This window comes from Rhodococcus sp. BH5 (genome assembly GCF_027583855.1).
Classification (GTDB): Bacteria; Actinomycetota; Actinomycetes; order Mycobacteriales; family Mycobacteriaceae; genus Rhodococcus_F; species Rhodococcus_F qingshengii.
Genome location: NZ_JAJHVW010000003.1, coordinates 385474 through 398733 on the forward strand (window position 1 = coordinate 385474; position 13260 = coordinate 398733).

The following is a 13260-nucleotide window of genomic DNA, read 5'->3' on the forward strand; positions in this document are numbered from 1 at the left end:
CGGGGATCGTTGACATATGTTGTCGGTCAGGAATTCTGACGGCGCCATCGCCAGCTGACGATGACGGCAGCGACAGCGGCAGATATCGGTAGATCGAGTTGCAGGCGAGCAAGCCAAGCAGTGTCGACTACGCTCGTGTGAGCTGGTAGCCAACGGGAGGCGAACCATCCGACGAGACCAGCAATCACAGCGGCTCCGACGGCAAGAGTTGCCGCCACCATGATGCGAGGCAGGGCCGTGGTCCACGGCCGTGACCTCCCGCGACGCTGCAACCAGGAGCCGATCAGCAACGCCACCACCGCCGACGTGCCCGCGATGGACGTAAATGCCGCCGTCGTCAGGCTCGCTTGGCCGGATGCGACTCCGCCCGCACCCGCCATCAGCGCAGGGGCAAGGTAGGCGACCAGCACCTCTCTCCACAGGATGAAAGGTCGTGCGCCGCGACGATCGGCAACCGGGTCGAGTCGATTGGAATCGGTTATCTCCCTTTCGTTTTCGCGACGGATCGGTGGGGTGAGTCCGGACATGAAGGAGACCAACTTTCCGACTATAATTAGGTGGCTAACTATTTGGGCATGAAAAGAGAAGTCGCTGTCGGGAATTGACGACGATTCGAATCGCTACGCGAATACTTGGAATCCCAGCTGACTACTCCGCAGTCAGCGCACCGATACCGCGAACGACCCGCGAGAGCAGATCCAAAAAAACCGCACGCTCGTCGACAGTGAGCTCGTCGACCATTTCCTCGAGACGAGCAAAGTGTTCGGGCGCCATGTCACGTAACCGCTGAGCGCCACGAGCAGTCAGGACGACCACCGCACCACGCCCGTCCTCCGCAGACGGACGTCGAGCGACCAAACCCTCCTGCTCGAGCCCATCGACCAAGCCGGTGACCGTGGCCCGCGAGACGCCGAGATCAGCGGCCAGTCGCGAGGGAGATTTCTCCCCGTCGTGGTCTTCCAGATCCGCAAGCAGTCGGTAACGGCCGGTCGACAGTCCATACCTCGCGAAGTGAACCTCGGTCGCTCGACCGAGCCGCGCGCCCGCCGAGATCAGCCGCACCGCAACCAGCACCGCCTGCGGATCGGACCCGAGGCCGTAGTGCTCCAACTGCCGCCGCGCCTGATCCAACGTGGGTGAGTCGTGATCGGTTCCGTCCACTGCCATGCAACTAATATGGCACCTAACTACATTCTGGTCAACCCTCCACCAGAGCTAGCTTCAAACGCCGAACAATACCTGCGGGGCCGCATGGCAGTCCGGGTGATTGCCGGGATACGGCAGGACCTTCTCGAGGGCGAGCCCAATCGCAAAGGCCGTCTGGTCGTCGTACGGTCGCGTAACTATCTGTGTGCCCGTGGGGATTCCGTTCCGAGCGAAACCTGTGGGGATTGTCAGCACCGGGCAGCTACTCAGGATGTTGAAGGTGATGGCCGGTACAGCCTCGAGGTAGAACTCCAATTCTGTTCCAGCCACATTGATTCCGTGCCCCACGTAGTCGTCGCCGGCAAGAAAGCCCTCCGTCGCCACTGCCGGAGTGATCAACGCGTCATAGGTATCGAACAGGGATCCGACCGATGAATACAGTTCGGCTTCGATCGCGAGTCCGTCGAGGAAAGTCGCGTCACCACGGGTGCGGCGGGCCCATCGGGCGAATTCCTTCGCGTACTCCGTGACCTTGCCGGGGTGCGCGGACGCTTCGGCAGAGATCGAAGCACCGAACACGTGGTCGTAGTGAATGGCGGCCGCACGCATGATTGCAGCGCGGGACAGGTCGACTTCGATGACCTCCGCGCGTGCGCCCAATGCGGTGAGGGTGTCCACCAACTTCGCCGTGTTCTCGGCGACGTCCGAATCAACCGGCCAGTCACCTAATGCAGGAATCACGGCAATACGCATTCCCGCGCACGAACGCGTTGCGAAGGTAGGTAACTGCGATGCCGGCACATGCGAGGCAATGTCAGTGGAGCTCGGTCCCGCGATGACCGACTGCAGTGTGAGGCAATCACTTACGGTGCGAGCCATCGGACCGCAGTGGCAGTAGCGATCGAGATTGAAGGGCGGATCAACGGGGACACGGCCGTGCGGTGGCTTGAACCCGACAATTCCGTTGAGTGACGACGGAGTTCGGATCGAACCTGCAACATCGGAACCGGTAGCCAAGTGCGTCATACCGGTGGCAAGTGCGACTGCCGATCCACCGGAAGACCCACCGGAGGAGTATTTCGTGTTCCACGGATTGCGAGTGACGCCCCACAACTCGGACTGTGTGAACGCGGCCGAGGAGAATTCGGGTGCCGTCGATCGCGCGTGGACGATGGCACCGGCGTCGATGATTCGCTGCACGAAAGTGGAAGTGTGAGTGGCGATCACATCCTCATAGACCTTGGACCCTTGAGTCCAAGGTTGTCCTTGCACCGGTTCATCCTCTTTCACCACAACGGGAACACCGGCGAGCGGAAGGCTGACATCCGAGCCGCGGGCGTAGTGGCGTTCCGCTGACTTCGCTTGTGCTCGTGCAGTAGCGAAGAATGTGTGTCCCACTGCGTTCAAGGTTGGGTTGAGCGCCTCGATACGTTCGATGGTGGACTCGAGCACTTCCACCGGAGAAAGCGATTTGTCCCGGTAGCGTTCGAGCAACTCGGCCACATCCATGAATGCCGAAGCGGGTGTCTGGTGCATATCTGTTGTCCTGCCTCTATGAAGGTTTGTGTAGGCGATTAGGTTGTCAGTTCGCGCTTTGCCACGACGGGACTGCGGAATGTCGCGAGCAGCATTGCCAGAGTTGCGATTCCCGCGGCTGTCCAGAAGACCGTTTCGGAACCGGAGTGGTCGTGAATGCGTCCGCCCGTGAACGCACCGAGCGCGATGCTTGCATTGAAGACTGCAACCCACAGAGCAGAAGCGGCCTCGCGGTGAACGGGAGCTGCTTGTGCAATCCATGTTTGAGTACTCACCGATGCACCACCGTAGAAGAGGCCCCAAGCCGCCATGAGCAGAGCAGCTGCGATCAAGGTGGTAGCCGAGATCGGAAACAGGGCGAGTGTGACCGCTATTCCCACGCTGAGGCTGACGACCACCGCCTTCGGGGACTTTGCAGCGGACGGCCCGGCGATGAAGTTGCCGACGACACCGAATGCACCGTAGATCAGGAGCATTGTGCCGACCTGCGAAGCGTTCAACCCCGCGAAGAACTCCAGCCCCGGACGCACATAGGTGTACGCCGCGAAATGAGCGGTGACGATGAGCGCGGTAATCGCGAATCCGACCCGGACTCCTGGGTTCCGAAAGGCCGCCACGAGACTCCCGAGCGACAAGGCCCGATCAGCTGGCATCGTGGGTAGGACAGCGATCATGGCGATCGCGATCAGCGTCGCCGCGCAGCTGAGAGTCCAGAACGCCACGCTCCATCCGGCGACTGCCCCGATATACGTCCCAGCAGGGACACCGAGAACTGAGGCAACAGCGATTCCGCTGAAGATGATCGTGGTCGCCAACCCGACGGATCTGGAACCCACCAATTTGGGTGCCAGACTAGCGGCGAGTGCCCAGACTCCACCCATGCTCACGCCTAGAAGGACGCGAGCCACAGCGAGGACAACGAAGCTCGGAGCAAGGGCCGTGAGGGCGTTCGCCGCGGCGACTACAAGCATCAGAACGATAAGCGTCGACCGACGATCGAAGCGCCGGGTCACGATGGGCACAAACGGGGCAGTGGCCGCTGCCACCAATCCGGTAATGGCCAGTGAGAGCCCGATGGTCCCTTCACTTTCCACCAGAGCAGCACCGATCGGGGTGAGTAGCCCGACCGGCATCATCTCTGCCGCGACAACGATGAAGGTGGACGCTGCGATCAGCGCGACCGCAGCCCAGTGGTTCTCAATGGTGTGTGCGTGGGTTGAGGACGTGGACGCAGGGCTGTTCTGTGCAGATGCGGAGTGGGGCATGTAACCAGAGAAGCTCCTGCACGCCGATGGATCAACGGCGAATCGCTCATCCAACCATTAGCTCAATTCATCGATGAGCCATGATGGAGTGGTCGAATGAGTCCAGGGTCGGAGTGAAAATGTCGGAGCCCCCGATGCGTGAGATCGAGTGCTTCCTCGTTCTCGCTGAAGAACTGCACTTCGGTCGCACCGGCGAGCGGCTGTTCATCTCCCAGAGCCGAGTGAGTCAGCTGATCAGCGCATTGGAGCGTCGTATCGGCACCAGCCTGGTGGCGCGGACCAGTCGCCGCGTTCACCTGACTGAGTTCGGCGCCGAATTTCTTGCGTCGTTGGCTCCCGCCCATCGGGCGCTCGTCGGAGTAATCGAGGACGCTCAATCGAGAGCACGCAACACGCCGACGCCGTTTCGGGTGGGTTTCCAAGGAGCAATTTACGATTCGATCGCGGCTGCTGTCTCTCGTTTCGAGATACAACATCCGCAAACATGCGTGACCATCAAAGAATTACCCCTGGGTGATCCGTTCAGTGATGTACTCGCCGGGCGAATCGATGCGGCAGTGGCCCTTCTCCCCGTAGATGAGCCGGAACTGACAACCGGGCTCGTCTTTTCTCGACAGCCCCAGACCCTCGCCGTCTCAGTCCATCACCCGTTCAGCGAACTGGGCGTGATCGACGCCGAGCAGTTGGCGCAGATCTGTCTCGTACCCATCACCGGCCCCGCCCCCGACTATTGGCAGCGTGTGAATTCCCCGAGCACGACGCCGGGCGGAGCCACGATTCCCACGCAGGGTGGGGCGAGCACCGTTCAGGAAGGCCTGTCGCAGGTCGCATTCAGTCAGGTCGGCCTCATCCTCTGCGCTGCGACCGCTGCATACAGCCAGCGCTCGGACATCACATTCGTACCGATCAACGGATTACCCGAATCTGCTTTGGGTCTCGTGTGGCGTACCGATCTCGAAAGCCCACGACTTCGCGCTTTCGCGAAAGCGATCGAGGAAGCGCACACCTGTCCCTCCTGACGTCGATCAGTAAGTCGCGGAAGGAGTCCGGGGCATTGAGATGCATCGTGTGTGAGATGATCGCGCCATGTCTGCGATCACCGACTACTTCACCGCGCGCACGGATGAGCATGCCACCTCTGCCCTCGCGGGACTCGTCGACTTGGAACCAGAGGTGATGGAGGCGAACGCAGCTTCTCGCCCGCGGGTCCAGTTGGCTGCGAGTGGGACTCCAGTTCTGCAGGCGAAAGGCGTCGATCCAGTTGTCGCGCTCGGCCGACTGGAAGCAGCCCTCACCGCTCGCCCCTACGACGAAGTTGCAAAAGGTCCACGCTGCGGGAAACTCGTCGCGATGAGCGACGACGGCGACACCCTCGTGCTCACGGTTACCGACGAATTACGCGATGCACTAGCGGAATTGAACGCTGACGGTGTCGCCGCCGCTGCGGCGGCCTGGGCAATCGACGAGACGAGTGAACCGTCGGAGGACTCAGTGCCGTTCCTGACCGCCTTCGCCGAACTAGCGACCAGAGCTGTGGCTCAGGGCGAACGGATGTACGGCTACGTCGTCATCTGAGCTTCGCAACTCCGCCGACCTGATTGGAAGGCTGTTCGTCTTCGACAACTCCGGATCTGACCGTCACCCCGGGATCTGCATGGCCAGATCGTTGCGGTCGAAATCGGAGAACTGCTGGGTGTCAGTGCAGTATCCACAGCTCGCTCCGAAGAACTCGGTGCGAGCGTTCGGATCGTCAAGTAGCCAGTACCGCAGCCACGCCGTGCTCGGCCCGCGCATATCGCCGCCGTTGATCGCCGTACCGAAGTGCGTGGCGCCGCGCAGTTCCAGATACTCGGCAGGCACGTGGTCTGCGTCCTCGTACATCGCCCGCACGATCGCCGGCCAAACGATTGCGTCGGCCTGGCCGGCCAGATAGAGAACGGGCTCGTCGATGAGATCGACATCATTGAGCGGGCCTGGTTGGATCGCGACGGCGGTGTCGACGCGGTCGTCGATCGCCGCGTTGATCGCCGCAGACCCGCCCTGCGAGTGCCCCACCGCACCAATATGTTCCAGGTCGACTTTGCCGAAGAAGACGCTCGACGGGCTGGCCGCTTTGTCCGCGATGAGGTCGATTCCCGACCGCACGGTGATGGCGAAATTGCTTGCCGGGGTATTGGCGGCGACCACGATGAATCCGTGGCTGGCGTAGTGGCGCAGCAAAGAGGTGTACGCACCGGGGAGCACACCGGTCCCGTTCCCCCAGATCACAACAGGGTGCTTCTCGCCGCGCGCGCCGAGCTGGCGCGGGTAGTACAGAGTGTGCACCAGCCCGATCGAGACGTTCGGCGTGTACGGCCCTGCACTCGCCCAATCGTGCCCGACGCTCGGGATGCCGGGCGCATCGGCAGCCGCTGTTCCGGTTGCGCCCGTGAGTCCTAGCGTCGCGCACAACGCAACCGCCGCTGCAGCATTCACGAAATGTTTCAGAGACTTTCGCATGAAAGTCAACCTTTCGAAGTTGATCCGGAGTGACGTGTATTACATATTCACGGGAAGGCAACCCGTCGGCTTTGTTTCAGGAAACGGACTATCCCAGAAGTGTTGTGTCTGTGGACAAAATCATCGTTCTCGGTGGATGCCCGGGCGACGCGAATACCCAGAGCGCAAGGTCGAGATCGCCTCGGCCTACGGCTTCCGCGCGGATTGCTCGGCACACAGCCGTAGGAAATGTTCGACGATCTGCGTGTTCTGGCCGTCCCTTGCCACGGCTGCGATCTTCCGTGGGGGCAGTTCGAATATCTCGCCCACAGTGCACCCGCGTTCGGATGCTCGCTCGGCACTGGAGAGTTCGAGGATGACAGCACCGATCCCTTCGTACGCGAAATCCGCGAAGGCATCGCGGTGCTGTGACCTCATCACGAATGCGTGGTCGATTCGCGGTTCGATCGACCGCAGATGGCGATAGACATCGGAAGTTTCGAACCGTGGTGCGACAACCAAGCCGATGCGCATGAGATCTTCGCCGATGAATACCCCGTCCACCGGTGGCGGGGTACCGGGCGGGCAGACGAGCCGCAACTTGTGGTCCGGAAGGCGCACCGTGCGCGTCCCGGGAACACCGGTGGGCGGCGACTCCATTATTGCCACGTCAGCGGTGCCTGCCATGACCGGATGAATCGCATCGGCCACGGACGACCCAGGCGGATCCGAGATGGTGATCCTCAGGTTCGGCACCTCCGTGCGCAGCGCTCCGAGCAGTACCGCTGCGGGATCGTCCGCAAGGCTCGCTGTCGTGGCAACACTGAGGTGGGGGACTGCTGACAGTAAGAACTCGCGCTCGACCACTAATCGGTCGAGCGCGGCCAGCGCTTCGCGTGCTGGATCGATGAGATTCCGTCCGCGCGCAGTCAGCGTCGCGCCGGTCCGGCCTCGATTGAAAAGCCGTCCTCCGACCCGTCTTTCGAGCCGCGCAATTGATTGAGAGACGCTCGATGTTCCCGTGAACTGATTTGCCGCTGCCGCCGTGATACTGCCGTGTTCGACGACGGCAAGGAAGTCTTGTAGCTGCCGCGGATCGATTCGCGGGGTGGCGGACTCTCCGAACTTGCTCATCCGGCGTTCCCCATTCCACCTTCGTCACGTAATCGGCTGGTCGTCTCGATAAACGCTTGTGCCGCAGGCGATGGCGTCGAACCGTGGAACATCCAGATATCACGAGTGAGCGGGGGCCGAGTACGACACAGCACCACACCTTCTCCGACTGTATCGGCGACCTCACCATCCCTCGCGGACAGTTCGTGAGCTTGGTCGGCAGGAGCGGTTGCGGAAAGACCACTCTGCTCAACGCGCTCGCTGGATTGGTGGACGCGACGGAAGGCAAAACCGAGGTCCTCGGCACAACACCATTCGACGCTCGTTCTCGGATGGGCTTCATGATGGCCCGAGATGCGCTGTTCCCGTGGCGAACAGCGCAGAAGAACGTGGAGTACGGTCTCGAATTGAGGGGAGTACCCAAGGCGGAGAGACGAACTCAATCCGCGCGCTGGCTTGCGGCCGTTCAAATGTCCGAGGCGTCACAGCTGTGGACTTGGCAGCTGTCCCAAGGGATGCGCCAGCGTGTCGCGTTGGCCCGGACGTGGGCTCTGGATCCGGACATCTTGTTGATGGACGAGCCGTTTGCCGCCCTCGATGCGCAAACCCGCGTCGAAGTACAGCGCGAATTCCTCGAGCTTTGGCAGTCCGAGGTCGGCCGGACGGTCATCTTCGTAACCCACGACCTCGGTGAAGCCATCTGTCTCTCCGACCGCGTTCTGCTGCTCGGGGCCGGCCGAGTGATCGACGACGTCAGCATTGACATCGAACACCCCCGCGAACTCGAAACCCTCACCGCCGAACCTCGATACATCGAAATCTTCAACCGGCTACGTGGTCAGCTCGACCACTGATGTGCCCAGCCAACTCAGCTTGATTACTGATGCGCCCAGCCAACTCAGCTTGATTTCTGATGCGCCCAGCCATCAAGGAACAGGAATCCCATGAAACTTCGACCTTTTGTCGGCACAGTCATTGCAGCGGCCCTACTGCTTTCCGCGTGTGGAGAGGGAGGGCGGCCGAACGACGGTAGCGTCGCCATCGGGGTCTACCCTGCGAGTGCTTTGTCCCTGCCTGTCTACGTCGCTGTCCAACAAGGAATGTTCGACAAGGAAGGCCTCCACGTCGAGCTCATCGACGGAAAGAACGGGCCCGAACTCATCAGCGGTCTCATCGGCGGTACAACCGATCTCGCGGTCGGTGCACCCGGAACCGTCGTGCCGGCCATAGAGCAAGGGCAGAGTCTGCGGCCACTGTCCCCGTACGGGTCGATCGATCTTGCCATCGCCGTGACGAAAGACAGCGGCATCACCACCATCGAGGATTTGCCCGGCAAGCGGATCGCCATACCGTCACGTGGCGGCGCGGCCGAGCAATTCGTCAATCAGCTTCTCGCAGAACGAAACATCGACGCCTCCACGGTGCAATTCATCGCAGCGGCACCCACCGCGAGTCAGATACCACTCGCACGAAAGGGCGACATCGATGCCGCCGTTCTCACCGCTGCCAGCCAGGCCGTATTCGACGCTCAAGGAATACCGATGACGGCGATTACAGAAGTAGACCCGGTGGGCTCTGACGGCGTGAGTTCATACGGCCTGGGCACGGTGCTCGTCACGACAGCCACATTCGCTGAATCCGATGCTGCCACCCCCGTGTGTGCGGCGCTCGAGGCCGCAGCAGGGTGGATAGCCGATCCTGCGAACGAGCTAGCAGGAGCTCAACTTCTCACCGAGCGAATGAATGTTCCTGCTGACAAAGCCAACCAGGTGTGGGCTTCGCAGAAGAGTCTCTGGCCTGTGCAGATTTCGGCCGACCGATGGACCCAGAACGTCGCATGGGTGAACAACCAGACCTCGGGCAAGTCCGACGCAGACGTTCCCTTCGACCCCCTCTGCTGACCAACGCCCCCAAACACAATCCAGTTCGTCTACCACGAAAGAGAAGAAACGATGACACAACTCGCTGACCAGTCAACACAATCCGAGTCCCAGCACGATCGCCGGCAGCTCACCGAGGCTTGGTCTGCAGTCACCGACAGCCTTGCGACATTCGGTTCGACCGCTGCCGCTACCGGATCGCCGCTGGACAGCGCCGAAGGTGTACGGCACGCACTTCGTCTGTTCGGATACCTCGCCGAGATGAACATCGAGCGCCAAGACGTACTCCGGCCTGAACTCTTCACCCTGATGTCACCGATGCGAAAGTTCTGGGGAGACGGCATCGACGTCGACTACTGGACTGCGATGATCGACCCCAACGAGACATATCGCATTCACGGTAACCGTGGCACAGTGCCCTACGTCGCCGTCCTCGCCAATCGTGTGGGCGCGTCTGGGACCGACAGGGTCGCCGACAACATCGTCATCGACGACAAGGTGTGTGACGCGGACGGCAACTTCGAGATCTTCGTCGCACAAGAGCTGGAGGGGCGCAGCGGCATTCGGCTGGATGAGCGCTGCTTCGACGTAGTAGTGCGTGTGTATCACAAGACGCGTAACGCGGAGATCGATCCTGTTCTCCACATCGAGCGCCTCGGTCCGCCGCCTGGTGCACGCCCCGATCTCGACACGGCGTGGCTGACCCAGCGCCTCACGAAACTTGCTCGTGGCATGGACGTGAGCCTTCGACGCAGTCTTCAGCTCATCGAAACACTCAGTCAGTCTCCCAACGAGATTCGCGTGACCTCGGAGCAGCGAGGGTGGGGAGACTTCTACGGCACCAGCTCCAACCAATACGTTGCCGGCTGGTGGTCACTGAAAGACGCTACTGCCGTCGACATTACGTTCACCATCCCCGACTGCACCTACTTCGGAGTGATGCTGTACAACCACTGGTTCGAGTCCTTCGAGTACCGCGACCACACCGTCAACCTCAACGACGCACACTTCGAGCGCAATGACGATGGAACCGTGACGATCCGAATCGGGGGAGTAGAAGGCGACAGAAACCGACTGAACCCCTGCAACCACACCGAAGGCATCTTGTTGGCGCGCTGCCTGGAGCCCGCTGAGGATGTCACTTCGCCTCATGTGGAGATCATTCGATGACCGACGAAGTAGACCTGCCGTTGGCAGGTGTCCGAGTAGTGGAGATCGGTCAACTGATCGCAATACCCAGCGCCGGGCAGCAGTTGTCCGATCTCGGCGCCGAGGTCATCAAGCTCGAGCCTCCAGGTGGTGAACCGGCCCGACAAATCGACGCCGACTACGCGCGCGGCATCTTCTACGGGTACAACCGTGGAAAGCGTTCAATCTGCCTCGACCTCAAAGACTCCGCCGATCTGCAGCGAGCTCGGGATCTGATCGCATCGAGCGACATCTTGCTGCACAATCTTCGCCCGGGAACCCTCGATCGATTGGGATTCTCCTCTACCGAACTTCAACGCCTGCGACCGGAAATCATCGCCGTCTCGGTGAGCGGGTACGGGGCGGAAGGCCCGTCCGCCACCCGCGCGGGGCTCGACATCGCTGCGCAAGCAGAGAGCGGACTGATGTCGGTGACGGGTGAGGCGGATAGCCCGCCACAACGTGTGGGCGCACCGGTCATAGACCATGCAACGAGCTATGTCGTCGCGCAGGCGGCACTGGCAGCGCTACTTCGACGTGAGCGCACCGGCAAAGGATCGTCCGTCCGAGTCTCCCTGCTGGACGTCGCAATCCACTTGCAGACCGCCAACTGGATCGAGTGGCAGGTATCCGGAAAGCCCATGAGTCGCAAAGGGAACGGACAACCAAGCGTCGCACCGGCGGCAGACGTCTTTCGCGCCGCCGACGGCGAGCTGGTGATCAGCGGATACCAACCGCGCGCATGGATCGAACTGTGCAAGGCGATCGACCTACCCGAGTTGGCCGACGACCCGAGGTTCACCACCAACGCGCTGCGCGTGGAAAACCGTGTTGACCTCGTCGCCACGATCGAGAAGCAGCTGTGCTACCGCAGCGCCGCTGAGGCAGTAGAGCATCTCACTGCGGCCGGAGTGGTTGCCGCAGTTGTGCGTGACTACGACCAGGTAATTTGCGCCGACGATGTGATTGCGAACCGTACCTTCATCCCCGGCACCAACGAACATGGCGAACAGTATTTGACGCCTGCCATGCCCTATCGCGCCGAACCTCCGATGGCACGAACTGAACTTTCACAGGTTCCGGCCTTGAACGAGTGGACAACATCGACGCTCTGAATGCGCCGTTCGGGTCGAAATTGACTTTGCACCAACGTAACTGACAAACAGATAGCCATGCACCATCGAGGAGATGTCCAGTGCTGACCACCGCATTTACCGAGACATTCGGAGTTCGCCACCCAATCGTGCAGGGCGGCATGCAATGGGTGGGGAGAGCAGAACTCGTAGCGGCAGTTGCAAACGCCGGCGCGCTCGGCATGCTCACTGCCCTGACACAGCCGACACCTGACGATCTTGCCCGAGAAATATCCCGAACGCGCGAGCTCACCGATCAACCTTTCGGGGTCAACCTCACAATCCTCCCGACGATCACACCTCCGCCCTACGATGAGTATCGCAACGTGATCATCGACTGCGGAGTGAAAGTCGTCGAGACAGCTGGATCGTCTCCCGCGCCCCATCTGCCGCACTTTCACGGCGCAGGCATCAAGGTTCTCCACAAGTGCACCAGCGTCCGCCACGCGGTCAAAGCCCAAGTCCTCGGCGTCGACGGCATCAGCATCGACGGGTTCGAATGTGCCGGGCATCCAGGGGAAGACGACGTACCGGGTCTCGTCCTCATCGCTGCAGCAGCAGAGCGGATCAGCATTCCCATGATCGCGTCCGGTGGATTTGCCGATGGGCGAGGATTAGTGGCGGCCCTCGCGCTCGGCGCCGACGGCATCAACATGGGTACACGGTTCATGTGCACCGAGGAGTCTCCGATTCACCGCAACATCAAAGAGGCGATAGTCGCTGCCTCGGAGGTCGACACGGAACTGATTTTCAGGTCACTACGCAATACCGCACGGGTAGCACGCAACAGCATCAGCCAAGAAGTTGTCGAAATCCTCTCCAGTGGTGGCAAATTCGAAGACGTTCGACATCTTGTGGCCGGTGCGCGGGGCAGAGCGGTGTTCGACAGCGGCGACCAGGAGGCTGGCATCTGGACGGCTGGGACTGTGCAAGGATTGATTCGCGACGTCCCCACTGTGGGTGAATTGGTGGAACGTATTGTCGCAGAGTCCGAAGCACTGATTGCCGGACGGCTTACCGGCCTCCTGGACCCGGTCAGCGCCTGACTACGTCCGAACCCGCTGAGCGCTACAGTCGGCCAGTCCTTCGCGCATGACCCCTGCCGTTGCGCTCGTCGACCCGCATGCCGCCTACACCTCGTCCTCGATGCGTCGTGCGGTGACGGTGAGCTCTTCGCGATCGCCTCGCGGCTTGTCATCGCCGTTCGATCGTTTCGGGTGCATCCGGACGATCATTGACGTCAGGACGAGGAAAGGAGGTGTACTCCGAATTGCTTGCGGTCATCAGAGTAACAACCGCAAGGATTTCGATCGGCACCGAACACGATCTACTCGACGTTGTGGCCATGGGGCTACCAAAACATCACCGTCGGCCCGCAGCAGCTCCCCCATTACGTCCACCGACATTTCTTGGCTTCGACTGCATACAGCAAGGACGAGAGCCCGGCGCGCCCGTCCCGACTGTGCGATCGTCGAAGTCGTCTGACAACCCTTTCAAGGCACCTACTCCCTATGGCGCCCC

At 61.2% G+C, this 13260-nt stretch carries 13 protein-coding genes; 7 read left to right on the forward strand and 6 right to left on the reverse strand.

The window, feature by feature from the left end:
* Positions 1–26 precede the first annotated feature (26 nt).
* The 4 genes from RhoBH5_RS10855 to RhoBH5_RS10870 all read right to left on the reverse strand — a co-directional run bounded on the left by RhoBH5_RS10855 (position 27) and on the right by RhoBH5_RS10870 (position 3947).
* Positions 27–527 carry a hypothetical protein gene (locus tag RhoBH5_RS10855; RefSeq protein ID WP_058227798.1) on the reverse strand — a complete coding sequence of 167 codons (501 nt, stop codon included), beginning with the start codon at positions 525–527 and terminating at the stop codon, positions 27–29.
* A gap of 121 nt (positions 528–648) precedes the next feature.
* Complete coding sequence (locus RhoBH5_RS10860) at positions 649–1167, reverse strand: MarR family winged helix-turn-helix transcriptional regulator (protein ID WP_003943230.1); 519 nt, start codon at positions 1165–1167, stop codon at positions 649–651.
* Between the two features lie 54 nt (positions 1168–1221).
* A complete protein-coding gene (locus RhoBH5_RS10865; RefSeq protein WP_270008267.1) occupies positions 1222–2682 on the reverse strand; it encodes an amidase in 1461 nt (486 codons plus the stop codon).
* Positions 2683–2720: 38 nt separating this feature from the next.
* Positions 2721–3947, reverse strand: a complete 1227-nt coding sequence (locus RhoBH5_RS10870) for an MFS transporter (protein WP_270008268.1) — start codon at positions 3945–3947, stop codon at positions 2721–2723.
* A gap of 119 nt (positions 3948–4066) precedes the next feature.
* Here RhoBH5_RS10870 and RhoBH5_RS10875 point away from each other — a divergent pair, with 119 nt between their 5' ends.
* Entirely contained in the window at positions 4067–4966 is a 900-nt protein-coding gene (locus tag RhoBH5_RS10875; RefSeq protein WP_270008269.1) for a LysR family transcriptional regulator, read from the forward strand.
* Between the two features lie 67 nt (positions 4967–5033).
* Positions 5034–5522, forward strand: coding sequence for a hypothetical protein (locus RhoBH5_RS10880; protein ID WP_007735590.1), 489 nt, complete (start codon positions 5034–5036; stop codon positions 5520–5522).
* Positions 5523–5585: 63 nt separating this feature from the next.
* Here the strand turns inward: RhoBH5_RS10880 and RhoBH5_RS10885 are convergent, their stop codons facing one another.
* Together RhoBH5_RS10885 and RhoBH5_RS10890 are read right to left on the reverse strand one after the other, a co-directional pair.
* Positions 5586–6446: an alpha/beta hydrolase family protein gene (locus RhoBH5_RS10885; protein ID WP_270008270.1), complete on the reverse strand. Its 861-nt coding sequence runs from the start codon at positions 6444–6446 to the stop codon at positions 5586–5588.
* A 186-nt stretch (positions 6447–6632) separates the two neighbouring features.
* Positions 6633–7559: a LysR family transcriptional regulator gene (locus tag RhoBH5_RS10890; protein WP_007735588.1), complete on the reverse strand. Its 927-nt coding sequence runs from the start codon at positions 7557–7559 to the stop codon at positions 6633–6635.
* Between the two features lie 83 nt (positions 7560–7642).
* Between RhoBH5_RS10890 and RhoBH5_RS10895 the strand changes: the two genes are divergently transcribed.
* The 5 genes from RhoBH5_RS10895 (at position 7643) to RhoBH5_RS10915 (ending at position 12785) form a co-directional block, all read left to right on the forward strand.
* Entirely contained in the window at positions 7643–8392 is a 750-nt protein-coding gene (locus RhoBH5_RS10895) for an ABC transporter ATP-binding protein (protein WP_270008271.1), read from the forward strand.
* 90 nt (positions 8393–8482) lie between these two features.
* Positions 8483–9439, forward strand: a complete 957-nt coding sequence (locus tag RhoBH5_RS10900; protein WP_270008272.1) for an ABC transporter substrate-binding protein — start codon at positions 8483–8485, stop codon at positions 9437–9439.
* A gap of 51 nt (positions 9440–9490) precedes the next feature.
* A complete protein-coding gene (locus tag RhoBH5_RS10905) occupies positions 9491–10588 on the forward strand; it encodes a hypothetical protein (protein WP_054188348.1) in 1098 nt (365 codons plus the stop codon).
* On the forward strand, positions 10585–11721 hold the full coding sequence (locus tag RhoBH5_RS10910; RefSeq protein WP_270008273.1) for a CaiB/BaiF CoA transferase family protein: 1137 nt from the start codon (positions 10585–10587) through the stop codon (positions 11719–11721). The genes RhoBH5_RS10905 and RhoBH5_RS10910 overlap by 4 nt, the downstream gene beginning before the upstream one ends.
* An 80-nt stretch (positions 11722–11801) precedes the next feature.
* Entirely contained in the window at positions 11802–12785 is a 984-nt protein-coding gene (locus RhoBH5_RS10915) for an NAD(P)H-dependent flavin oxidoreductase (protein ID WP_054188349.1), read from the forward strand.
* Positions 12786–13260 lie beyond the last annotated feature (475 nt).